A 24,083-nucleotide genomic window follows, 5' to 3' on the forward strand; every position below is an offset into this window, starting at 1 on the left:
GGAGGTGGCTCATAATGTTGACGGTTCATGATTCTAAGCAAAAGGTAGTCACGTTGCAAACAAAGGAACTTTTTTTCCTGGCTGGTATTCTCGGTTCAGACCGACTGCTTGGTGTGGAAGATCCGTTTCGCGGCTATATGGCGGAGGATATCGCGATGGAGTGGGAGCGTGTCAAAACCTCCCTGCTTGACAAAGGATATCTGATTCGGGATCAGGATACCGATGAGCTGATCATGACACCGACCGTTTTCTCGAGGGTAGCCATTGCCGGATTGTCCGACAGAGCTTGTTGGATTCGCTACACGATCAACAGCAAGTCGTATGAGAGTTATATCCATTGCACGGATGAGCGGGTCGTTGAAGTTTCCCGTGTTGACGACGTACCGGACTCGTTCCGGCTCAGCGATCTGGGAAGTGTTCGTGAAGCCATTGATGTTCTGATAGAGCGGATGAAATGGAGCGGCCATTCTCCTGCGGAGAAACCGGCCCTAATGTGCTCCAAGAAAAAATTTTATGATGTCATGAATGAGCTCGAAAACAGCGGGGTACAGACCGTAGCAGAGGAACTTGAACAGGAGACAAGTGATCCTGAGGGCTCACTTGCACTGGCACGCTGTCTGGTGGGTAAGGAGTCAGACGGGGAGCTTAGGTTGCTCGTATGGAATGAAGATGGGTGGAAGTCGCAGTCGGCAGCCTTTGCTGCAAGTGCGGTATCCAACTGGTTGTTCCGGATGAGCACTGCGGCTTCAGATGATTGGCTAGTTGCAGCACTGACGACTAGAGAACAGTTTCACGAGATGCTGCTGGACTGGCTTAAACAGCCTGCAGGGGAAGAGGAAAGGTGATGGTAAATGCGCATTCGTGTGGAACCGGATGTGCTTCGGGCACTGAGCAAGCAGATTCAGTATGCAGCGGAGCAAATACAGCAAAAGATGACAGTGTTGGATCAGGCGATTCATTCGCTGGAGTGGGAGGTTGAATCCCGCGCAGCGGTGATGAATGAATGGAATCACAGTAAACGACTGGGCGAGGATGCGCTGCGTCGATTAATGGACTTAAGCGTACAGCTGGGACGCAAAGCGTTGTTATTCCAGCAGGCAGACATGGAGTATCGTTCCGTGCTGAGTCATGTGAACACAGCCTATGGTAATGCGGTCAATATGCTGAATGTTCTTCAGAACAATCGTACAGGAGAAATCATGCCTGCACATTCTGCAACTGTAGCTGTAGTATCCGATCCCCTTTCCGCAATGGCGGCCGTATATCGTGTACAGGATGCCGCTCCGCCTGATGGCTCCCCGGCTACACTGGTGCAGGCTATGCAGCCTGAGCCTGTAGCATGGAGATTCACAGATCCTTCCTTTCGGGGAAGAAGAGGGACCGAGCCTGTTGTTTCCTGAACAGGGTGAATAAAAGTAACAGCAGAAAGTGAATTTTTTTTGTAAATAGGCTGTTAGGAGAAGTTTCAAGTGCTGAAAATGGGGTAAATAGGATTAGGTCCTTCGGCTTTTGTCCGATCGATCCTGGTATAGTACAATTTGAACAAGTCAAAATTTAATTGCACAAACCAAGGAGGAATTTACCAATGGCAGGACGTATTTTAGTTACCCCAGAGCAGCTTGATCAGGTTTCCAACCAATTTAAACAAAGCGGTGAGCAAAGTCAGCAAATCGTATCTACATTGACTCAATCCATCACAAGCATGGAAGGACAATGGGAAGGTATGACAAAGCAACGCTTCTTCCAGGAGTTCCAAGAAGCTAGCAAACAAATGCAATCATTCGTTCAAACGCTGAACAGCATCAGCGCTGAACTTACAGCTATTGCTAACAAATTCCGTACAGCTGACCAAGCTCGTTAATCTGCTTTACATAGATCAGGCCGATGTGAAGTCTGAATTCGCCCTGAATTATAGGTGGATAGCAAGCTGAAGATGTACAACTACAGCAAAAACCGGGCGTTGTCACAACACCCGGTTTTTGCTGCAACTATGACACTAGGACAGAGAGAGGGATAAGCATGTCTTTTCAACCAAATCCCGGGGATGAAGTGGTGATTAACGACATTGCCTATACGATTGGGCAACATCCGGCTGCGCCGGGTCTGGCTTATGCCCAAGCCGGAAGGCAGGGGATTGTTTATCAGTTGTTACCCCGAAATGCTTCCCTTCATGGGGCCAAAGCACTAAAAGTCTTTTTTCCTAAATTCCGTATTCCGGCTATGGTATATCAGTCTGAGCATATGGAGTCTTATAGTGAACTGCCAGGTTTGCAGGTATGCAAGCGTGATGTGCTCACTCCGGAAAGAAACGGAGCGCTCATTGGAAAACATCCCGATCTGTTATATGCGGTGTTGATGCCATGGGTGCAAGGTCAGACCTGGTTCGATGTAATTAGTGATCAGAGACAGTTGACGGCTGAGGAGAGCCTGAAGCTGGCCAGAGCGCTTGCTGGAACGGGTTCGGCTATGGAACAACGTGGACTGGCTCATTGCGATATGTCCGCTCCCAATGTAATGATTCCGTTTTTTTCCGAAGTGGAGAACCTGGGGAAGACGTCTGCGGTAGAACTTGTGGATGTCGAGCAGATGTACGGTTCCAAGATGGATCGTCCGGATGCCCTGCTTGCCGGGTCGCCCGGTTATGCAGCCCATCGAACAGTGCACAGCGGTTTGTGGAGTTCATATGCTGACCGATTTGCCGGAGCTGTTATCATTGCTGAAATGTTAAGTTGGTCGGACCCTGTGATTGTAGAGAAAGCGTGGGGCGAAAGTTATTTTGACCAGCATGAAATGCAAACGGTGAGTGAACGGTATTATGCGATGCGAGAGTCCCTTGAGAAACGTTGGGGTTCCAAACTGTCCGATCTGTTTATTCGAGCATGGGAAAGTCACGATCTGAGCAGCTGTCCGACGTTTGGCGAGTGGTATGTTGCATTGGCTGCGGTAGACGTGGATCAGGCCAATGCGGCTGCTGCTGTGACGTCGGAAGAAGAAGCTGCCAATCCGTCCGAAGCTGATGTGAATCTGAAAAAGAGCTCAGAACCAGTAAGTGAACCGGTGAATACGCAAGACGGGAACCGTCCTCAAACGCCGCACTCTCCCGATCAGGAAGCGGTTGTGAACCGTCTGTTCCTGCAAGCAAGAGCCCTGGAGGATGAAGATAAACCGGCTGCAGCACTGGAAGTGTACCGTTCGCTTTATCATTTTATTCCTCATAACAGCGCGATGCAGATGGAAGTCGAGGCTGCAATTAAGGAACTGGATGCCAAGCTTAATCCAAAAGAAGACACAGACAAACCTGTACCTGTGCCATTCTACAGATCCAAAAAGTTCATGATTTCCTCCGCTGTGCTTATTGTATTGCTGGCAGGTGGCGTGCCAACGGTCAAAATACTCGCCGATCAGGCAGAGGTAAAGCAGAAAGAACAGCAGGAAGCCACACGACTGGCAGATATCAAAGCTGCGGAAGAGGCTGAAGCTGCAAAGGCAGCTGCGCTCAAACAGCAGGAAGAGCAGGAGAAGCAAAAGGCCGCAGAGGCTGCAAAACTGGACGCAGAGGAAAAGAAAAAGCTTGCTGAAGCCAAGCAGAAGGAAGCTGAAGCAAAGAAAAAAGAAGAAGAACGTAAGGCGTTACAGGCCAAGTACGACAAACAGGCTAAATATGAGGCCTATCTGGTGAAGCAGGAACAGCAGAAAAAAGAAGCTGCCAAGAGAGCGCAGCAAGAGAAGTACGATAAACAGGCAAAATATGAAGCTTATCTGGTCTGGAAAAAAGAGAATGATGCCAAGCTTGCAAAACAGGAAGCGGAGCGTAAAGCGGCAGCGGAAGTTAAACGTCAGCAGGAGATTGCTCAGAAAGCCGCGCTCAAGAAAAAACGAGCCCAGAATGTAGTCACGCTGATTGCTCATTACAATAAAACGTATAACGCACAAAAAGGCAGAAAGATTGAAAATGCGGAAGCGTATGCCCGTGATTTTAAAAATCTCTACAATACAGATGCTTCCTATTTCAAAGGTGTCGGCAAAGTGGCCGCTCGAATGAGTGCCATTAACAAATTTCTGAGCAACACCAGTTATACGTTGCCCAACTTATAAAATAACACGTGAATGAATGACGGAGGTGACTCACCCTAGATGAACTACACGATTCAAGCATCACAGCGTACACCTGCACTTATCATATATTTAATTGATATTAGCGCCTCCATGAATATGGTTCTGGAAAATCGTCGACGGATTGACGTTGTCTATGATGCCTTATCTCTTGCGATCCGCCAAATGGTATTTCGCTCTACCAAGGGTAATCGTCTGACACCTCGCTATCGTATAGCCATATTGGCTTACAGCGATGATGTATATGACTTGTTGAACGGAATCAAAGGAATTGATGAGATCGCTGCCGTTGGTTCTTTGCCTGACCTGACTCCGAGACGGTTTTCAGATTCTGCGAAGGCTTTCCTGCAGGCGGAAAAGATTCTACAGGCCGAAATTCCAAATATGCAGGATTGTCCTGCGCCACTTGTATGCCACATGACCGATGGGGTAGCCACAGGTGAAGATCCCGAACCTATTGCAAAAAGAATTATGGGTATGAGTGTACCTGACGGCAATGTACTGGTGGAGAATATTTTTATATCGGATCATCTGCTGGAAGGACCAATTGCTGAACCTAGAAGATGGAAGGGAATCTCTTCGGAAACGAATCTACAGGATGAGCATGGAGAGAAGCTGCGGAATATGTCATCTGTCCTGCCCGAAAGTTATCGGGAAATGCTTGTTGAAGCTGATTATTTGCTTGCACCCGGTGCACTCATGATGCTGCCAGGTACATGTGCAGAATTGGTATCAATCGGATTCCAGATGTCCGCTGCTACGCCTGTGAGATAGGAGGGGAATCATGAGAGCGATGCGTTTGGCGACATTGTCTGCTGGAGATAAGGGGGGCCATGCCGAGCAACGGCATGGCAACTTTCGCTATGTGAGTGTACAGACCGGGGAACAGCCGCTAACTCGCTATCAAGGCACATTTAAGTGCAGATATGGTTATGGCAGAGCGGCTGAGACGGTTCATCAGGGAGATACCGGACAGGACTTTGCTGCGGTACGTATGAAAGGGAATATCTGCAATTTTGTTTTGTGTGATGGGGTAGGCATGAGTTACCTGGGCGATTTTGCAGCGCGTTTTCTGGGGAATGCTTTGCTGGATTGGTTGGAAACGACGCAAAACACAACGGTAGAGGGTGTTGAGCGTCTTCTCCATGATCTAACCCTTCCCGCATCGGAGCAATTGGAGAAATTACAGCCACTGGAAAGTTCCCCTTTGTTGCTGCGTGAAGTGTTGATGGAAAAGCGAAGTCGGGGCAGTCAGGCCATGTATGTGTGTGGGCGGATCGAGCTCACGGGAGGCGGCCGCAAAAGCCGTGTATGGTTAGCGTGGCAAGGAGATTCCCGTATTCGCCTGTGGCGTAATGGTCAGGAACAGTCTGAATTATTTCAGACTCACTGCAAGACAAATGAGCGTTGGTCTACACTTGAAGGACCTGTTGGTGGTAAGCCGCACATCTGCGAGATGAAAGGGGCCGCAGGAGATTCACTGCGTCTTCAGTTGTATACGGATGGATTAAATGATCTGGATGCCATTCAAGCCTATGTCCCGGATGAACACATTCAGGTACTGCTGGATGCTACACATACCGGCGGTCTTGAAGATGATGCCGCTTTCATTGAGCTGGAATGGTGAGTGCCAGTTACAAACTTGTGGACCGATCCTGATATTGCTGTGACGTTGGTGTTGATCAACGGTGAAAAAACTTGCTGGTGTTGATTTAAAAGACACTCTTTTTGGGTAATCTTGTGAAGAATTGAATTTAAGTGTGTGTTCAAAAAGGTCGGTTTTCAGTACCAAGAAGATGGGATAAAGCTAGAAATGGAGTAGCGGAGCGTAGATAGAGCTACGTGAGCAACCGCAATGTTTCCGAAGGAAACAACCTTCGTAAGCCCACACTTATTTCGGCTGAATTCCATATTCGATGCTGATGGTGCCATTAGGCACCTTTCGTAATCAAAAGCGGACTTTTTGAACAACCTCTTTAACGATGAGCTTGAACGTACATTCTTACATAATTGCTAAAATGAAGGAGTGGAATGGATAATGACACAACATAACGGCAAGTCACGGTTCCAGGGTAAGGTTGCGATTATTACCGGAGCAGGCTCGGGTATTGGGAAGGCCACTGCGGTCAAACTGGCTAAAGAGGGTGCACATGTTGCATTGTTTGATCTGGTGAATGATCGGATCTCTGAAACGGAAGCAGAGATTAATGCGCTGCACCCCGGTGCGGCAAGAGCATTTGATGTAGACATTTCCGACCCGGCACGTGTGGAAAAGGCTGTACTGGAAACCGTTGAGTTATTCGGCGGTTTGGATATTGTTTTTGCCAATGCGGGCATTAACGGTGTATCGGCACCCATTGAGGAGATTCAGGTTGAAGATTGGCAGCAGATTATTACAACGAACTTGAATGGTACATTTTTTACCGTTAAATATGCATTGCCTCACTTGAAAAAACGGGGTGGCGGCAGCATTATCATCACGAGTTCCATCAACGGAAATCAACGCTTCTCAAGCTTTGGCATGTCGGGGTACAGCACGTCCAAGGCAGGGCAGGTTGCATTTGCGAAGATGGCTGCGCTGGAGCTGGCGAAGTTCAAGATACGTGTAAACGTGATCTGCCCAGGAGCGATTGCGACAAATATCGATCAAAGTACGGTCAAAACGGATGATCTGCAACAGATCATTATTCCGATGGAGTTCCCGGAAGGACAGCAGCCGCTGGCGGACGGGCCGGGTCAGCCGGAACATGTTGCCGATCTGGTAAGTTTCCTCGCATCGTCCGAATCCAGACATATTACCGGAGCAGAGATCGTCATTGATGGTGCCGAGTCATTGCTCAGCTAAGTGAGCATTCTGGATAGATTCCATTTTACTTAAGTCGTGTCTTAGGATATGTCTGCGATAGTCGTTCCTTTGGAACGGCTTTTTTTGTTATAATGCTAACATTCGAATAGAGATACTGAAGAGCAGTAGGGTACATTCATTAGGAGCGATCATATGCATATAGAGTTACCTATACAAGAGATTATTCCTGAGTTGAGACAGTTATTTCGGGATCAAGATACAGGTGTGTTAATTGCAGAGCCAGGAGCGGGAAAAACGACGGTTGTACCGCTGGCTTTGCTGGAGGAGCCGTGGGTTGCGGGACGGAAAATCATTATGCTGGAACCCCGAAGGCTGGCTGCGCGTTCGGCTGCATCGAGACTGGCGGCTACGCTAGGGGAAAAGGCGGGTCAGACTGTAGGATATCGTGTACGCATGGATACCCGGGTGAGTCAGGGGACACGCATTGAAGTTGTGACGGAAGGGGTATTGACCCGGATGTTACAGCAGGACCAGGGTCTTGAGGATACGGCGATGATTATATTTGATGAATTCCATGAGCGGCATCTACACGGGGATTTGGGTCTGGCTCTGGCCTTGGAATCGCGAGCGATGTTACGTCCAGATCTGAAATTGCTGGTGATGTCGGCGACCCTTGATCCTGTTCCCGTCTGTGCATTGCTTGGCGAAGGTACAAAATCAATTCACTGTCCCGGGCGCACGTTTCCGGTGGAAACACGATATGTGCCAAGACCGGCAGCCATGCCACTGGAACAATTCACGGCTCAGACGGTGAACAAGGCATTAGCTGAACAGGAGGGAGACGTGCTTGTTTTTCTTCCTGGTGCAAGAGAGATACACCGTACAGAGCGGGAGTTATCGAATGGTTCTCTTCCTGCGCATGTGAAAGTTCATTCCCTGTATGGCAGTATGCCGGTGGAACAACAGGATGAGGCCATACGTCCGGCGGCTGAGGGTTCGCGCAAAGTTGTGTTGTCCACCTCCATTGCGGAATCCAGTCTCACACTCGCTGGAGTTAAGATTGTGGTGGACGCAGGGCTGAGCCGAGCATCGGCATTCTCGCCGCGAACGGGCATGAGCCGGCTTGTCACCCTGCCGGTGTCCAAGGCGTCAGCCGATCAACGGCGGGGGCGTGCAGGGCGAATTGCCCCTGGGGTGTGTTACCGGCTATGGAGCGAAGAGGTTCATGGGGGGCTACCTGAGGCAGCTCGCCCAGAGATTACCTCCGCGGATCTTGCGCCGCTGGCGCTGGAGCTTGCCGTCTGGGGTGTCCAGTCCCCAGCAGAGCTGCAATGGCTGGACACCCCGCCTGACGCCGCCTACGGCCAGGCACAGGCGCTGCTGCGCCAGCTGGGCGGCCTGGACGACGCAGGCCGCATCACGCCCTTCGGGCGGCGGATGAACACGCTTGGCGTGCATCCGCGACTGGCCAGCATGCTGCTCCGCGCGGCGGAGCTTGGGCTTGCCAGCTACGCCAGCATGCTGGCGGCACTGCTGCAGGAGCCTGCGGGCCTTCGCAGCAGTGGCAGTGCAGGCGCGGGCACGGACCTCCGCCCGCGCGTAGAGGCGCTGCTGACCGCGGACAGCAGCGCCATGCCGCAAGCGGCAGCGGCTGTCGCAGACGGCGCGGCCGTGCGGCGCATGCTCCAGGAGAGCCGCCAGCTGCGCTCGGCGCTCGGCCCGGCGGCCGATCCGGTAAGGCCGGATGAGGACAGCTGCGGATTGCTGCTGTCCTTCGCCTATCCGGACCGGATCGGGCAACGCCGGGAGGACGGCCGCTATCTGCTGAGCAGCGGCCGCGGCGTACGGCTCGCAGCGACAGAATCGCTGAGCCGTTCAGCGTATCTGGTCGCAGCCGAGGCAGACGACCAGGGCGCAGATGCGCGCATCCTGCTGTCTGCGCCGTTGCAGGAGCAGACATTGTTGCAGGCAGGTCAGCACTTGCTGCACAATGAAGTGCAAGTGGCCTGGGATTCCAATACCCGCAGCGTGCGGGCACATAAGAGACTTCGGATTGGAGCCCTTGTAATTAAAGAGAGCAGTATTGCACAGCCGCCTGAAGATCAGGTGCTGGAAGCACTGTTAATCGGAATACGAATGGAAGGGCTGGATTGTCTGCCTTGGACAAAAACATCCAGACAACTTGCGGACAGGCTGCGGTTCCTGCATCTCCATCTACCTGAGTGGCCCGACCTGATCGAAGATGATCTGACCGAAGAGTTGGCAGAACATCTTACCCCTTATCTGACAGGCATGCGATCGGCAGCCGACCTGAAGAGATTGTCGATGCAGGATGTATTACTGGGTGGATTGAGCTGGACGCAACGACAACAACTGGACGATGAAGCGCCGACGCATATACAGGTGCCCAGTGGCTCACGTATTCCTGTGGACTACAGTCGTCCAGAGGACCCGGCGCTGGCAGTAAGATTACAGGAGATGTTTGGACAACAGGAGACACCGCGTATAGCGGGTGGGCGAGTCCCGTTGACCATCCATTTGTTATCGCCGGCTCAGCGACCTGTACAGGTCACAAGAGACTTGGCCAATTTCTGGCGAGAGACGTACTTTGACGTCAAAAAAGATCTGAAAGGTCGTTATCCGAAGCACTACTGGCCGGATAATCCACTTGAAGCGGTCGCCACAAATCGGGCCAAACCACGGGGGAAATAGTTGAATTATTTCGTTTTTTCAGATATCAAAGACACGTGTCTGAAGCAGAACGTGAAGCGGGAGCGCTAACAAACCTGTGACGTCTTATTCGGCGATTTGAAGCGCCCGTAGTAATCTAAGGAATCTGAAACACGCTATATTTGAATAACCTACCGTTTACAACGGGTTTGTCAGGTAATTTTGGTAAATAACGTGTCTCATGTTCCTTACAAAATAAAAGGAGGAGTCGAAGGCTAAATAAGACGTCCTCGGTTCCTTAGAAAATCGTCTGGACAATTCGCCAGGATCAGCCAGTCTGGACTTCAAGATGTTCTGGACCCCACGTCCTTCAACGTAGAGCATGCCTGACAACGTATCACATACCTGAGTTTGAAGGCACACCCTGATGAGGATTAAAAAGCAATGAACCTCAGTAATTTTTTACTATCAACACATAGTATATTGATTTGCAAACGTTTAAAAGAAACTTAGGCGGGTAATAACATAGCGAACCACTCAATAATATGAGGAGGGATTCACTATGCAGAAGAAAATCGTAGGTGTGTTTAATACAGAACGTGAAGCATCACAGGCTATCGAGGGTCTGAAAGCACAAGGATTCACTTCAGACGAAATCTCCGTTGTTACACAGGATCGGGATGAACTGAAGGCAATTCGGGAAGAGACAGGTACCAAAGCCCCTGAAGGCGTGGCTGCTGGTGCAGCAACAGGTGGTGTACTTGGTGGCGTAGCCGGTCTGCTCGCAGGTATCGGTGCACTAGCCATACCCGGCATAGGACCGATTCTGGCCGCAGGTCCTATTGCAGCAGCATTTACCGGTGCAGCTGTGGGTGCAGGAGCTGGCGGATTGGTGGGTGGACTTGTGGGTCTTGGTATTCCGGAAGAGGACGCTAAACAGTATGAGGAGTATGTACAGAATGGTAAAATCCTGCTGCTCGTAGATTCTACGGATCGGGACTCCGATGTGTACGATGTGTTCAGTGGCAACAGCCAGCTTAACCGAGACAGAGCCGAAGCAGCTCATCGCGGAGATGTGCCAGCCGAACGTCCGGATCTGGATATGGAAGAACGCAGATTGGAAGCCCAAAACAAGGCAGCACGATTCGGTAACAATACATTCCTGTAAACTTGCCGCGAATTTAATCGATATGAAATAAAACCCAATGACTTATTATCTGCAAAATGGAATGACATATATGATCCACCAGATGGTCATTAGCCGGTTTCCTTAAGGGAAGCCGGCTTTTGTCCCTGTGTTGCATATGGGTGCGTGTCAATAATGGCAGATGGTGTTTTTACCCCGTCAAGCAGGGAATAACAATACATATAACAGTACAGCCAAAGCGAGTCCAATCACCAGTAGCATCAATGTGAGAAATCGAATTAATCCGGTCGATGCCTGAAACGTCTGTTCATTGATTTGTGTACGCTTCCGATGATACGCTGCTGCCGAATACACAATGATGGATATGCCGCCAATCAGAGAAGTGATACCCGTAATAATCGCCGCAATATGTGCAAGTTGATCATACGCCGACGAATTGAAACCAAATCCGGCAGCAAGAAAGCCGATGCCCGCCATGGCAATACCCGTGCGCACCCAGGCCAGAAAAGTTCGCTCGTTAGCCAGATGTTGTTGGACATACTTGGAATCGGTAGTGGTTACGTCTTTGTCTGTTAAAGAAATGTGAATCAACTCCGTTCATTAAATATACGGCTTCATTGTACTTTGTTTTTACCGCAAAACCAAGAAAGGATGGCTGAATGTATGCCTCGCAAAAAACGAATTACAGAAATAGAGAGCTTAAGGGGAATTGCCTTTGGAGCGGTGGTTCTCCAGCATTCCATCGCACATTACTCTTTAGTCCCGGAGACGAGACTGGAGGATGGTGTGTTACTGGCCATACTGCTGATGCTCTCCAAATTTGCAGTTCCTTTATTCATATTCATAACAGGTATGGTGCTGTTTTATAACACGGGAGACAAGCTGCATTATGGCCAGTTCATGAGAAAAAGAGTAAACGACGTCATCGTGCCTTATCTGATCTGGTCACTCATTTATTTTACACTTGCACCGCGGGGCTGGACCGGATTTGGATGGAATGACATCCCGGACCTAGGCTTGAAGTTGATTACTGGCAAAACGACTTCACACTTTTGGTACATTATTATGCTGATCCAGTTTTATCTGTTATTTCCGCTCTTCTTGCGTGCAATTCGTTATGTATATAACCGATATGAGGCCAAAGGGCGTATGATCGCATTATTGATTTCTGGTGTGGTGTATCTTGTACTTGCGGATCAATTAAGAAACATCGCCAAGTTCATGGAATGGCTGAATATCCCGGTGCTGACAGATGCTTTTACAACGTATGCAGACCGCAATTTCCTCTATTTCTTTATTTATTTTGTGCTTGGTGCAGCAGCGGGGTTATCCGTCCAGCATTGGAATGAATGGATTCATCGATTGCGCTGGATATACTGGACAGTGTTTATTGTTCTGGGTCTGCGGTTTACTTATTTATTAATGCTGGAGTTTCAGAAGCCGGAGGGAATCAAAATTACGTTCTATACGGTCAGCCTGATCCGCCCGGATATGGCACTCTTTCTGATAGCCTCTATTATGGTCATGTACCAGCTGGTCGGAAAACTTCATAACCTCAGGGCTACACGACTGCTGGGATGGATTGGTGGTGTATCGTATGGCGGTTATCTGATGCATATGTTGATGCTGCGGTACAGCTATATTCCGGATGAGTTATTTTATGTTGCTATGGGCTTGAACCCTGTCGTTCGGATGATCATTACCTGGTTGGTCGCTCTTACATTATCCTGTGTGCTGACGTGGCTCATCTCGCGTATAAGTTGGGGTAAATGGATTGTGGGAGCTGTGCCGAAATCTGTCCACACCAAATGAATCCATCAACATATGAAAAATTCATAATAGATCACCACAGCCGCACAGAAGTGTACGGGAGTACGAGAGTAAACGAACACAAGATACAGGAGCACAGGTAGTACAGCTTTTACAGCTTGTGCACAGTCTTTCTTATGATTAAAATTCGATCTCACGACTCCCTGAGCCCTGAAATAAACAAACTTTCGAATCAATTTCATAACTCACTAAAAATGGATTTCTGTAACTGGATATAGACAAATTGAACCGTTTCGATCTATATCCAGCCTTGATTGAAGCAGCTAAAGGTATTATGAAATTGATTCTTTTGAATAAAAAATAAAATTTCATTACATGAAAAATTCACAACAGAAAACCTTTTTCCGTGCTTCCCCCAGGCTAACGCGTATTCACACGATTTCTTGCTCGCCCTCCTTGAAGATGGATAAAAGGGAGGCAAAGCGGAGAAAGATGGCAGAACCCGAACATAAGTTTTATAATACTAGATATATAGGTTCTGACAGGAGGGGAATGAACGTGGCTTTTATGATTGCACAGCGGGCATTTATCAAGCTATATCTAATTACAATGGTTGAACAGCACAGGGGGTATGGTTACGAGATGCTGGAGGCGATGAAGCAGGAATTCAAAGACTACGGTTATGTACCACCCCAGAGCGAGGTATATCGGGCACTGCATGAATTGGTACAGCAAGGTGTTTTTTATCGCACAAAGAAGCTGAAGGGCAATGATCCAAAGGTCGATTTTCAGGAAATCGTTTTATATCATTTCACGGATGATGGTGCGGAGAAAGCCGAATTATACAAGAAACAGGTCAAAACGGATCTGGATCGTTGTCTCGGCATGTTACACAAGGCAGAAGAGGACAATTACGGTACGAAAGGAAGATGAGCATGAACAGACATTTACAGTGGGGGGTACTCGGTACGTCAACCATTGCCAAAAATGCAGTCATTCCGGCGATCCAGCAGTCCGAACGTGGTGAGGTGCTGGCGATTGCCAGCCGCAGCAAAGAAAAGGCGGAAACCCTTGCCGAAGAACTGGGCATTGCCAGATCGTATGGCAGTTATGAAGAGCTCATCGCTGATCCGGACATTGAAGCCGTCTATATTCCTTTGCCTAACCATATGCACAAAGAATGGACCATCAAAGCGGCACAGGCTGGCAAACACGTGTTGTGTGAGAAACCGGCTGCTTTGAATGCTGATGAATCGGCAGAAATGATTGAGGTATGTCATCAGCATGGTGTTCTTTTTGCTGAAGCGATCATGTATCGATATCATCCCAAGCATAGACGTGTGCAAGAGATTATAGCTAGTGGAGAGATTGGTATCGTCAGAGCCATCCATGGTAACTTTACGTGTAATACCGCTGATGACAAGGAGAATGTAAGGTTCAAAAGAGAGATGGGCGGCGGATCATTATTCGATCTTGGCGTGTATCCGATCTCGGCGGCCCGAATGTATCTGGGACAGGAACCGGAAGCGGTGACAGTTCACGCTCTATTCTCGGACGAGCATGATGGCGTGGATATGATGGCGTCGGGACTGGTAGAATTTCCGAATTCGGTAGCTTTAACGTTTGACTGTGGCATGTGGGCTTCAGGTCGAGCGGAGATGGAGATTCTCGGGACGGAAGGGCGGATTGAACTGCCAAAAGTGTTTGGCTGGGAGAACAGTGATATTCCACCTCAGATTATTGTGCACACCGATTCAGTCAGCCGTGAGGAGCGTGTATCCGTGTCGAATTCCTATGTGCTTCAGGTGGAGACGTTTGCAACGGCTGTGCTTGAAGGAGAGGCCTTACCTTTCAGTCCGGAAAATACTATTCAAAACATGCGCGTGATTGATGCGTGCCTGGAATCGGCTCGAACTCGTCAACGTGTGCAACTGATCGATTAGATTAGGTTAAGTCAGTTTACACATACTAGAAAACGCAGACTCCATCTTTAGGATGAGAGTCTTTTTTTTCTGTCTTAAAATGTTACAATTATAATATTTTACAATTTAAACGTCTTTATTTGATATTTATACCAAATTTATGTGATATAAATAGTCATGAGATGACTTGTTTACTATAATCTAGCAGAACGCACAACTAGAAAGTTACAGCTTGCACTTATGCATATCGTGACCACGTTCATCTACTTTGAAGGATCGGGAGGCCGGATTATGAAAAAGTTGATATCCACCGCATTACTGGCATTGTTGTTAACGTTTGTTTTCCTCACAGGTTCACAGTTCACTCCAGTCGGACAGCAGAAGGCATCTGCTGCAACATGTACCATCATCAATACGTTTACGGGTGTAGCAAATTATTTGAGTGCAAATGGAACGTTGCCATGTAACTTTATTACCAAATCACAGGCAACAGGACTTGGCTGGGTAGCGTCAAAAGGAAACTTGGCTGTAGTGGCTCCTGGGAAAAGCATCGGTGGAGACGTATTTGGCAATCGGGAGGGGCTTCTGCCTTCGGCCAGCGGACGTACATGGCGCGAAGCGGATATTAACTATACTTCCGGCTTCCGTAATTCGGATCGAATTGTGTACTCCAATGATGGACTCATCTACAAAACGACAGATCACTATGTATCATTTACACGCATGAAATAGAGGAAGGAGCAGTCATGAACACCGTGATTCTGGATGGAGAAGATTTTGCTAGTAGCGCTGAACTTCATCAGCAATTAAAGAATAAGTTGAAGCTGCCGGATTTTTATGGGGGCAATCTCGACGCTCTATGGGATTGCCTGACGGGTACGGTTGAACTTCCACTAGAGTTAAGATGGACCAACTACCGAATCAGCGAAGAACGACTGGGGAAAGCAGCAGGCCGGGTACGTGATTTGATGTTGGAGGTACAGGCTGAACAGGCTGGATTTCAATTGCGTGTTGAGGAGTAGGCAGCAAATAAAGGCAGTTCAAATATAATCCGTCCAGCCGAGCAGACCACATGTGGTCTGTTTTTTTTGTGTTATAGGAGATTGTTTATAAAGTCTTTGTGTTGATTACGAATCATCTGAAAGTAGAGCGAGATTTTACTTTGCTTACTTGTCGTTAAAATTATTTTCACGAAGGTATTGATTTCTGCATAACTTACGTTAAAATAAAATTAACATGAAAAATATTTTAACGTTAGGGAGTGGAAAGTCATGAACGATAACACAGCAGTTGGCAAGCAAGGTATGGGTGAGTTAATACGAATCAGACCGTACATGCAATTTATGCTTAGTAAAGTTGTATCCCAATTTGGTGATTCGATTGATTCGATTGCTTACAGTTGGATGGTGTACATTCTGACCGGTTCGAAAGTGCTGATGGGCACGTTGCTGGCGGTGAATTTTTTGCCCAATATCCTCCTGGGTCTGTTCGCCGGGGCTTTGGTTGATCGCATGTCTCCCAAAAAAGTGATTGTGATTACGAATACTGGCCGCGGGTTGTTTGTGGGGATTACAGCTCTGCTGTTTGGATTGGGTCAACTTGAAGTCTGGCATCTGTTTGTCATTACAATTCTGAATTCTTTGCTGGAATGCTTCACTACTCCTGCGGAAGTGTCCAGTGTCCCCCGATTGCTCCCCCAATCGATGCTGCTTTCGGGTAATGCGATGTCCTCTTCCGCAACCAGAGTGGCCGAACTCGCAGGACTTGCAGTGGCGGGTGCCCTTATTGCTACAGTAGGCATTGCCTTGACGATCCTGATTGATGCTGGGTTGTTTGCGCTAAGTGCTTTAATTATGAGCCGAGTCGGCTATCCTGAAACCTCAACATCTTCTAACAATGATGATAAGACATCAACTGGAATAGATTCTCTTCCATCCAAAAAAAGTAGCATATTCTCCGAAATGGCGGAAGCTTTTCATTTTCTCCGTAAACATGCCTTATTGTTAATCGTTTCCATCCTGTTTGCCTTCATTAATTTCTGCCTGATGCCGTTTAATGTTCTCCGTACACCCTATGTCATTGAAACGCTGCATGCTGGAGCTGGGGGATTAAGTCTGCTCAGTGGGCTGATGGTGGGAGGCATGTTACTTAGCGGTGTATGGTTGACACAAAGGGGAGCGAAATATCGTAAAAGTGTGCTGGTCATCAGCGGTATTGTCATGTTGGGTCTCAGTTATGCGATGACGGCATTACCCGCTTATATGACTTCCTTCCAACTGCCGGTTGCAGCGGCCTTTTGTCTACTGATGGGTATGGGGATTCCGCTGGCTACAACACCGCTTGGTACCTATCTTATGGAAGTTACCCCTTCGGAGATGCTGGGCAGAGTGTATGCCCTTCAGACTATGCTTGTCTTGAGTGTTGCACCACTTGGGAGTCTGGTTTCGGGAGCACTTGCAGATTGGCTGACCATGCCGGTTCTGTTTATCGTTTTTGGTATTATGCTTGCCATGTCAGCAGGTATGCTGTTATTTAGCAAAAGTTTTCGAAGTGCTCTGTGAAGATATTCAGAAGTGATCATTAGCCGATTTTCTGTATCAAGTCATTTCCGGATCGTTTTGACCGAAGTCCTGACGCAGCGGTATAATAGAGACATCGATGGACAACAGGTACCCCGGAAATGAGGATACAGGGATGGCGCACAAGGTTCTTTCAACAATTGAAGAAATTAAAATTTACTCCGATCCGTATCGGATACAGATTATGAATATGTTTAACAAGCAGGGCAGACCATCCACGGTCAAAGAGATCGCCGACCAGATGGGTGAGGTGCCAGCCAAAGTTCACTATCATGTAAAAAAGCTGGAGAAAATCGGTCTACTGACGATTGTTTCCACGCGTGAGATTAATGGGATTATCGCAAAATACTACGAACCGTTTACCGGAGAGATCCATCTCCGTCACGAAGATGAAGACAAGGAAAACTCTCCATTGAAACAGGTGTTTCGGTCCGAGACGCTCAAATTATTAAATGAGATGTTTGAACAAAGTCGTCAGCGATTCATGTATCAGGCGGAAAATGAAGATCGGATGTTTCTCTCGGATATCACGCTGTACGCAACCCGTGAGGAAGTAGAGCAGTTGTATAAAAACATCATAAAACTCTGTGAACCCTATACAACAAAAGAGAATCGACAGGGGGAACATGAGGTCTTTCAGTTATTCTCTGCCCTCTCTAAACCTATAGTGAAAATACCTGCTTCCAAGACAAATGCAAAAGAGAAGAAGAAAGCTACGTCTAATAAGAGCAAATCAACTCCGAAAACGTCTCGATCTGTGTCTAAGCGGCAGGAGTCTGCATCATCTGATAGTGAATCGAAAGAATAAATGGATGGATGGAATCCATGGGTTCAGCGTTATCGCTGGAAGCAAGTAACGGCAAACGTGAGAGACTGCTTCGGAGAAAACTAGAAAAAGCCGCCCAATGGCGGCTTTTTAATGCGTGATAAGGAAGGCAAATGGTGGAGCACCCTATGGAATCCAATTCAATTTTGTCGCTTACCGTTTCAGTTCATAACGAAGTTACATGTTCTCATCGTAGCCCTTCACATCACGTTTGGCTGCGGTTGCGGGGGAGTTAGATGTACCATATTCTTCGACCGCTTCCCAGGCATCTGCGTTGTCGAACTTGCCGGCCCGCTGCTGTCTTCCTTCTCCAGCACCACTCGGAGGCATGGTCATTACTTCTTCTTCAACGGGCCGATCGTTGCTGATCTCCCGATTAGGCGTGTCGTCAATACAGTAAGCGGTATAAGGGATAGCCTCAAGTCGTTCGAAGGGAATATCTTCTCCGCACGTTACACAGGTTCCATATGTACCTTGCTCCATACGTTCCAATGCGTCGTTCACTTGATTGAATTCGTCTGTTAATGTATCGTCAATCGCCAGATCACGGCTACGTTCGAATGTTTCTGTACCCGCATCTGCCGGATGATTATCATAGGAGGACAGTTCACCAGTTGAATCTTTCAGCGACTCGACTGGAGCACCGTCTTCCATGCTGGATTCAAAATGACGCTGCAAGTTTTCACGTTGCTCCAAAAGGGCGTTTTTCAGTATTTGATGTTGATCTTTAGTTAATGTACTCATAAGGACATGCTCCTTTCCCGTTGTGGGGTGTAGTGTGTCTTTACCCGAATTGGATGAAAAGCAATCATTTTCGTGAGGAATAGGGCTGTATCGTTTTATATCTGACGGATTATGTGTTATAAAAAATAGAGAGAGAAAATGCCGTATGTTATTCACAGGAAATGAAACACGGCTTGGCTTATAATGGAGGTTGTCAATATGGATGAACATATGAAACGAAGATTGGATAAACAGAGACAATTGTTCAAACAATTGGGTGTGCAGCTAGATGCGTTATCGATACATGAAAAACAATTTAATTATAAACTTCGTGGTTATGATCCGGATGAGGTAGATGCTTATCTTGATCTGGTCATCAAAGATTACGAACGTTTCTATGCCAATATTGCAGATCTGATGGACAAATGGCAAGAACAGCAGTTAACGATCCGTGATCTCAAGTCGTCCGCGAAACCGGTGGAAGATCCAACCAAGATTGATCGCAAACAGCTGGATGATATTGTAAAACAACTGGAGTACAGTGTGCGACAGCTCAAGATCAGAGCACGTCCCGAAAAGGATCTGTTCTCTGAATAACGGCAGCATGTCCTGGATTATATTAAATAAAGGTGGTTAATCATGAGTACTCATTTTTCGGTCAGTGTGCATTGTTTGTTGTTATTGTCTCTCAGCGCGCCTGAACGAATCACGTCTGCACATATTGCAGGTAGCGTGAATACCAACCCTGTCGTCGTCAGACGTATTCTGGGCGGGCTGAAAAAGGCGGGACTAGTGAACTCTTCTCCTGGAACAAGAGGTTTCTATCTGGCTAAGCCAGCAAGTGAAATTACGTTGGCCATGATCTATCAGGCTGCCAAGGACGAAGGTCCATTGTTCCCGATTCACGGCAATTGTAACCCGGATTGTGAAGTGGGCTTGCATATAGACAGCTTGCTGACCAATCTGTATCAGGTTGCCGAGGCGAAGGTGGAGCAGTTCTTTGCATCCATTACACTCGAAGATATGGAACGTTCCTGTGCCCAGATGCAAGCTGTTCCATCACAGACAGAGTAAATTGCAGTAAGACGAAAAGTTCATGTTGGTTTTCAGTACCGAGAAGATGGGATGAAGTTAGAAATGGAGTAGCGGAGCGTAGGAAACTACGTGAGCAACTACAATGTTTCCTAAGGAAACAACCTTCGTAAGCATATGCTTAATTCGGCTGAATTCCATATTCGATGCTGCGATGCCGTTAGGCATCCTTCGTAATCAAAAGCGGACTTTTTGAACGACCTCTTAAAGGAAAGGTGGGTTGTTATATGAAAATTGTAGTAATCTCTGACACGCATTGTTCACGTAAATCACAGAAATTACCGGTTAGGCTCCTTGATGTACTGCCGAGTGCCGATCTCATTCTTCATGCCGGTGACTGGTCGGATTGGAGCGTATACCCATTGCTTAGCGAGTATGCACCTGTTGAAGGCGTAGCTGGTAATACGGACCCGTCCGAAATCGCGGAAAAACTGGGGTATTCCCGCATTGTTGAAGTGGAAGGACTTCGTCTGGGGCTTGTGCACGGGCATCTGGGATCAAAGGGTACGGAGCAGAATGCAATTCATACCTTTGCAGGCCAGCATGTGGATGCTGTGATCTACGGACACTCACATATCCCGGTGATGCATACCGTGGACAACACACTGGTATTTAATCCGGGGTCGCCTACGGATCGGCGTTTTCAGAAACAATACTCATTTGGCATCATGACAATAGATCAGGGGAAAATACAGGCTGAACACGTGTTCTTTGATCGGGATTAGAGAGATATACGCTGGTTGCAAGTTGGACGAGTACAAGAGCCAGAACCAACTACTGAAGTGGCGACTGGATAACTGATAGGGAACCTTTTCCTCAAATTTCATCTTATAGATAAAAAAGATTATTGTACAAGGCATCTTTGAACAGAATTGAAATCTGTTCCAAGGATGTCTTTTTTGATTTGAGATCTCACATCATTCTCTTGAGAAGTTATCTCTGGATGGGGAATGTGCTCTGTTCGTTATCTGTCATTCATCTGTTGGCGTTTTCCCCTATGGTGACGTTCAGTGGAGTGATACAATGCCTTTACGACATGAAATGAATACGTTTACATAAGGAGATGGATCATGATGAAACTGTCTGTATTCACCGTGGCTACCCCTGATCTGAATGCAGAAGAATTGGCATCGGCTGCGGCAGCAGCGGGGATTGATGGGATTGAATGGAGATTCCGTGGAATTCCTGAAGATGCTATGTCTGAAGAGCCTTCTTACTGGAGAAATAATCGATGCTCCGTAGATCCGAGCCGCTGGGAGGAACAGGTTCCTGTTTTTCGTGAAGCAGCGGTAGGGAAAGGAAGGAAATCCATTGCACTTGTACCGTATCTGAACTGTGGAGATCTGTCTGCCACCGAGCAGGCGTTTCAGGCGGCAGCTGGGTTGGGAGCATCAATGATGCGTGTGGGTGTTCCTGGATATGATCGCAAGACCCGTTATCCTGAGTTATATCGTAAAGCCGTTGATTACCTGAGTGAAGTACAAGATCTGGCCAAACAGTACAATATCAAGGCGATTGTAGAGACGCATCATCAGACGATTGCACCCACGGCATCACTGGCCTATCGGCTTGTGCAATCGCTCGAACCGCAGCATGTGGGTGTATTGTACGATCCAGGCAATATGGTGCATGAAGGATATGAGAATCATCGAATGGGACTTGAGTTGTTGGGTCCTTACCTGGCTCATGTGCATGTGAAAAATGCCGGGTGGTTTGAACCAGAAGGGAAAGAATCACAAAAGGCTAATGTGACTGAGAAGAGTAGCGGAGTGGCTCTGAATGCAAACTGGAAATGTCACTGGACGCCGCTGACTGAAGGCATGGTCGATTGGGTACAGATGGTGCGGGATCTTCGTGCCGTTGGGTATGACGGATACTACGGAATTGAGGACTTTAGTGGTGCCTTGGAATCCAAGGCGATGTTACAGCATTTTGCAGACGTTTTCGCCGAAATTGAGCGTCGTGTGGACGAGGAGGAGCAGTTATGAGTATCGTACGAGTAGCGGTGATTGGTATTGGAAACATGGGAGCAGCACATGCCAGAACGTTGGTGGCTGGAGAAGTACCCGGTGCAGAGCTGGTCGCCGTATGTGATGTAAGAAGAGAGATGGAGAGCTGGGTATCCAGTCACCTTCCGGCAACGGTCACCTATTGGCAGGATGCAGAGCAGATGATGGCTTCGGGTACGATTGATGCAGTCATTATTGCAACGCCTCACTATGACCATCCGGAACAAGCCATTCAGGCGTTCCAGCATGGCTTGCATGTCATGATCGAGAAGCCGGCCGGTGTATATACGAAACAGGTACGCAAGATGAATGAAGCGGCCGCAGCCAGCGGTAAAGTCTTTTCCATGATGTACAACCAGCGGACCAACCCACTCTACATTAAACTGAGAGACTTGATTGCTTCAGGGGAACTGGGAGAGGTACGGCGTACCAACTGGATTATTACGAACTGGTATCGATCCCAAAGTTACTATGATTCCGGCGGCTGGCGGGCAACATGGGCAGGTGAAGGGGGCGGTGTACTGATTAACCAGGACCCGCATCAACTGGATCTGTGGCAGTGGACCATCGGCATGATGCCGGTGCGAATGCGTGCTTTCTGTTCGTTTGGCAAGTATCGGAATATTGAAGTGGAAGATGATGTAACAGCATATGTGGAGTATGAAAATGGAGCAACAGGTGTCTTTGTAACGACTACTGGTGAAGCACCGGGAACCAATCGATTCGAGGTCAACGGAGACCGAGGTAAAATCGTAATTGAAGATGGAAAGCTTACGTTCTGGCGACTTCGGGAATCTGAGCCTGATTTCAATCAGCGGTTTACCGGAGGTTTTGGACAGCCAGAATGCTGGAAATGTGAGGTTCCGATTACGGGTGTGGAAACGGGTCACCCGGGTCTGATTCGCAACTGGGTTGATGCGATTCGTACAGGCGCACCACTTATTGCTCCCGGTGAGGATGGTATACACGGATTGACATTGTCGAACGCTATGCTGCTGTCCACCTGGACGGATAACTGGGTGGATCTGCCGATCGATGAGGATTTGTTCTACGAGCATCTGCAGGAACGCATTGCTGGATCAACGACGAAGAAAGACAAGGCATTCAGTGGCAGTCAACCTGCTGATTTGAGTCAGACATTTAAATGAAGACGATTTGTTATATAAGACGAGTTCATTGTAATCAACATTTTATAATAAGGATGGGATGACATGGCTAAAGACGGAATGTTTTATGCACCAAAAAGTGTTACAAAAGAGGTCGTATGTGGTCCGGGTGAGTTCACGATTGCTGCTGTTGCGCTGGATCATGGACACATCTACGGCATGGTTGGGGCATTGTTGGAGGCTGGAGCTACTCTCAAGTGGGTGTATGATCCGGACCCGGCGAAGGTAGAGGCATTTCGGAAGCAGTTCCCACAGGCTCAAGTCGCTGGATCTGAAGCAGAGGTGCTTGCAGATGATGAGGTGTTATTGGTGGCAAGTGCAGCGATCACTTCAGATCGTGCGCCGCTTGGTATGAGAGTTCTGGCAGCAGGCAAGGATTATTTTACAGACAAAGCCCCATTTACCACACTGGAGCAATTAAAGCTTGCACGAGAAGAAGTGAAGCGAACGGGCAAGAAGTACATGGTGTATTACAGTGAACGACTGCATGTAGAAAGTGCGATCTATGCGGGGCAGCTCATTGAACAAGGGGCAATCGGCAAAGTAGTGCAAGTTATGGGTACAGGCCCGCATCGCCTGAATGCTGGAGGAAGACCCGACTGGTTCTTCAAGCATGAGCAGTATGGCGGCATTCTCTGTGATATCGGGAGTCACCAGATCGAACAATTTCTGACGTTTGCTTCATGTACGGACGCTGAGGTAGGGTTCAGTCGTGTGCATAACTTCAATCACCCACAGTTCCCGGAACTGGAAGACTTCGGCGAAGCTTCTCTGATCGGGGACAACGGAGCGTCCGGTTACTTCCGAGTGGATTGGTTCACACCCGATGGTCTGGGCACATGGGGCGATGGGCGTACAGTTATTCTGGGAACGGACGGTTATATTGAGCTGCGGAAGTATATCGACATCGCAAGGGAACCTCAGGGGGATCAGGTGTACCTGGTCAATCATGAAGGGGAGTACCGTTACAATGTAAAAGGCAAGGTCGGCTACCCGTTCTTCGGTCAGCTCATCCGCGATTGCCTGGACCGGACCGAGACAGCCATGACACAAGAACATGCATTCAAAGCGGCAGAACTCTGTCTGATTGCACAGCACAAAGCCATGAGCGAGCGCGTGGTGTGGAGTAGCGGAGCGAAGTAAATGTTTTAGGTGAAGGAGAGCAAAGGTTGATCACTAAAGGTTATTAGTAAAGTTGAGCGAAGAAAGAGCAGCCCAAATGTTAAACTGCATCCAACATGTTAGTTATGTCTAACGAAT

At 48.1% G+C, this 24,083-nt stretch carries 24 protein-coding genes; 22 read left to right on the top strand and 2 right to left on the bottom strand.

Translation table 11 applies throughout. The annotated features are described in order from the left end of the window. Positions 1 to 14 precede the first annotated feature (14 nt). From BS614_RS15570 to BS614_RS15610, 9 genes are all read left to right on the top strand, one after another. On the top strand, positions 15 to 845 hold the full coding sequence (locus tag BS614_RS15570; protein ID WP_074094615.1) for a hypothetical protein: 831 nt from the start codon (positions 15 to 17) through the stop codon (positions 843 to 845). Positions 846 to 851: 6 nt separating this feature from the next. Continuing rightward, positions 852 to 1,400, top strand: coding sequence for a WXG100 family type VII secretion target (locus BS614_RS15575; RefSeq protein ID WP_017689072.1), 549 nt, complete (start codon positions 852 to 854; stop codon positions 1,398 to 1,400). A 185-nt stretch (positions 1,401 to 1,585) separates the two neighbouring features. Continuing rightward, the gene (locus tag BS614_RS15580) at positions 1,586 to 1,861 is read left to right on the top strand and encodes a WXG100 family type VII secretion target (RefSeq protein WP_017689071.1); all 276 of its coding nucleotides are present in this window, start codon (positions 1,586 to 1,588) and stop codon (positions 1,859 to 1,861) included. A 158-nt stretch (positions 1,862 to 2,019) separates the two neighbouring features. Beyond that, positions 2,020 to 4,095 (top strand): protein kinase family protein, encoded by a 2,076-nt coding sequence (locus tag BS614_RS15585; RefSeq protein ID WP_074094616.1) that lies wholly within the window; start codon positions 2,020 to 2,022, stop codon positions 4,093 to 4,095. Positions 4,096 to 4,134: 39 nt separating this feature from the next. Further along, positions 4,135 to 4,887, top strand: a complete 753-nt coding sequence (locus tag BS614_RS15590; RefSeq protein ID WP_017689069.1) for a vWA domain-containing protein — start codon at positions 4,135 to 4,137, stop codon at positions 4,885 to 4,887. A 10-nt stretch (positions 4,888 to 4,897) separates the two neighbouring features. Continuing rightward, entirely contained in the window at positions 4,898 to 5,740 is an 843-nt protein-coding gene (locus BS614_RS15595) for a protein phosphatase 2C domain-containing protein (protein ID WP_074094617.1), read from the top strand. Positions 5,741 to 6,151: 411 nt separating this feature from the next. Then, on the top strand, positions 6,152 to 6,958 hold the full coding sequence (locus BS614_RS15600; protein WP_074094618.1) for an SDR family oxidoreductase: 807 nt from the start codon (positions 6,152 to 6,154) through the stop codon (positions 6,956 to 6,958). A 153-nt stretch (positions 6,959 to 7,111) separates the two neighbouring features. Further along, the gene (gene hrpB / locus BS614_RS15605; protein ID WP_074094619.1) at positions 7,112 to 9,631 is read left to right on the top strand and encodes an ATP-dependent helicase HrpB; all 2,520 of its coding nucleotides are present in this window, start codon (positions 7,112 to 7,114) and stop codon (positions 9,629 to 9,631) included. A 520-nt stretch (positions 9,632 to 10,151) separates the two neighbouring features. Further along, the gene (locus BS614_RS15610) at positions 10,152 to 10,757 is read left to right on the top strand and encodes a general stress protein (protein ID WP_017689064.1); all 606 of its coding nucleotides are present in this window, start codon (positions 10,152 to 10,154) and stop codon (positions 10,755 to 10,757) included. A gap of 177 nt (positions 10,758 to 10,934) precedes the next feature. Here the strand turns inward: BS614_RS15610 and BS614_RS15615 are convergent, their stop codons facing one another. After that, positions 10,935 to 11,327 carry a YidH family protein gene (locus tag BS614_RS15615; protein WP_244898322.1) on the bottom strand — a complete coding sequence of 131 codons (393 nt, stop codon included), beginning with the start codon at positions 11,325 to 11,327 and terminating at the stop codon, positions 10,935 to 10,937. Between the two features lie 72 nt (positions 11,328 to 11,399). Between BS614_RS15615 and BS614_RS15620 the strand changes: the two genes are divergently transcribed. The 7 genes from BS614_RS15620 (at position 11,400) to BS614_RS15650 (ending at position 17,815) form a co-directional block, all read left to right on the top strand. Continuing rightward, positions 11,400 to 12,548, top strand: a complete 1,149-nt coding sequence (locus tag BS614_RS15620) for an acyltransferase (protein ID WP_074094620.1) — start codon at positions 11,400 to 11,402, stop codon at positions 12,546 to 12,548. 516 nt (positions 12,549 to 13,064) lie between these two features. Next, on the top strand, positions 13,065 to 13,439 hold the full coding sequence (locus BS614_RS15625) for a replication termination protein (protein ID WP_036609188.1): 375 nt from the start codon (positions 13,065 to 13,067) through the stop codon (positions 13,437 to 13,439). A gap of 2 nt (positions 13,440 to 13,441) precedes the next feature. Then, positions 13,442 to 14,449 (top strand): Gfo/Idh/MocA family protein, encoded by a 1,008-nt coding sequence (locus BS614_RS15630; protein WP_074094621.1) that lies wholly within the window; start codon positions 13,442 to 13,444, stop codon positions 14,447 to 14,449. A gap of 270 nt (positions 14,450 to 14,719) precedes the next feature. After that, positions 14,720 to 15,160, top strand: a complete 441-nt coding sequence (locus BS614_RS15635; RefSeq protein WP_074094622.1) for a ribonuclease — start codon at positions 14,720 to 14,722, stop codon at positions 15,158 to 15,160. 14 nt (positions 15,161 to 15,174) lie between these two features. Then, positions 15,175 to 15,450, top strand: coding sequence for a barstar family protein (locus BS614_RS15640; RefSeq protein ID WP_074094623.1), 276 nt, complete (start codon positions 15,175 to 15,177; stop codon positions 15,448 to 15,450). A gap of 249 nt (positions 15,451 to 15,699) precedes the next feature. Continuing rightward, positions 15,700 to 16,989: an MFS transporter gene (locus tag BS614_RS15645; protein WP_074094624.1), complete on the top strand. Its 1,290-nt coding sequence runs from the start codon at positions 15,700 to 15,702 to the stop codon at positions 16,987 to 16,989. Positions 16,990 to 17,122: 133 nt separating this feature from the next. After that, positions 17,123 to 17,815 carry an ArsR/SmtB family transcription factor gene (locus tag BS614_RS15650; protein ID WP_074094625.1) on the top strand — a complete coding sequence of 231 codons (693 nt, stop codon included), beginning with the start codon at positions 17,123 to 17,125 and terminating at the stop codon, positions 17,813 to 17,815. Positions 17,816 to 18,010: 195 nt separating this feature from the next. Here BS614_RS15650 and BS614_RS15655 read toward each other — a convergent pair whose 3' ends face one another. Next, positions 18,011 to 18,577, bottom strand: coding sequence for a TraR/DksA C4-type zinc finger protein (locus BS614_RS15655; protein ID WP_036609176.1), 567 nt, complete (start codon positions 18,575 to 18,577; stop codon positions 18,011 to 18,013). A 198-nt stretch (positions 18,578 to 18,775) separates the two neighbouring features. Here BS614_RS15655 and BS614_RS15660 point away from each other — a divergent pair, with 198 nt between their 5' ends. From BS614_RS15660 to BS614_RS15685, 6 genes are all read left to right on the top strand, one after another. Beyond that, positions 18,776 to 19,153 (top strand): DivIVA domain-containing protein, encoded by a 378-nt coding sequence (locus BS614_RS15660; protein WP_017689054.1) that lies wholly within the window; start codon positions 18,776 to 18,778, stop codon positions 19,151 to 19,153. A gap of 42 nt (positions 19,154 to 19,195) precedes the next feature. Then, complete coding sequence (locus BS614_RS15665) at positions 19,196 to 19,630, top strand: Rrf2 family transcriptional regulator (protein ID WP_074094626.1); 435 nt, start codon at positions 19,196 to 19,198, stop codon at positions 19,628 to 19,630. Positions 19,631 to 19,875: 245 nt separating this feature from the next. Continuing rightward, on the top strand, positions 19,876 to 20,373 hold the full coding sequence (locus BS614_RS15670) for a metallophosphoesterase family protein (RefSeq protein ID WP_074094627.1): 498 nt from the start codon (positions 19,876 to 19,878) through the stop codon (positions 20,371 to 20,373). 348 nt (positions 20,374 to 20,721) lie between these two features. Further along, positions 20,722 to 21,636, top strand: a complete 915-nt coding sequence (locus BS614_RS15675) for a sugar phosphate isomerase/epimerase family protein (RefSeq protein WP_074096856.1) — start codon at positions 20,722 to 20,724, stop codon at positions 21,634 to 21,636. Next, on the top strand, positions 21,633 to 22,805 hold the full coding sequence (locus BS614_RS15680) for a Gfo/Idh/MocA family protein (RefSeq protein WP_074094628.1): 1,173 nt from the start codon (positions 21,633 to 21,635) through the stop codon (positions 22,803 to 22,805). Before BS614_RS15675 ends, BS614_RS15680 begins: the two co-directional genes overlap by 4 nt. Positions 22,806 to 22,868: 63 nt before the next feature. After that, positions 22,869 to 23,966, top strand: a complete 1,098-nt coding sequence (locus tag BS614_RS15685; RefSeq protein WP_036609170.1) for a Gfo/Idh/MocA family protein — start codon at positions 22,869 to 22,871, stop codon at positions 23,964 to 23,966. Positions 23,967 to 24,083: the final 117 nt, after the last annotated feature.

The sequence above is a fragment of the Paenibacillus xylanexedens genome, assembly GCF_001908275.1.
Classification (GTDB): Bacteria; Bacillota; Bacilli; order Paenibacillales; family Paenibacillaceae; genus Paenibacillus; species Paenibacillus xylanexedens_A.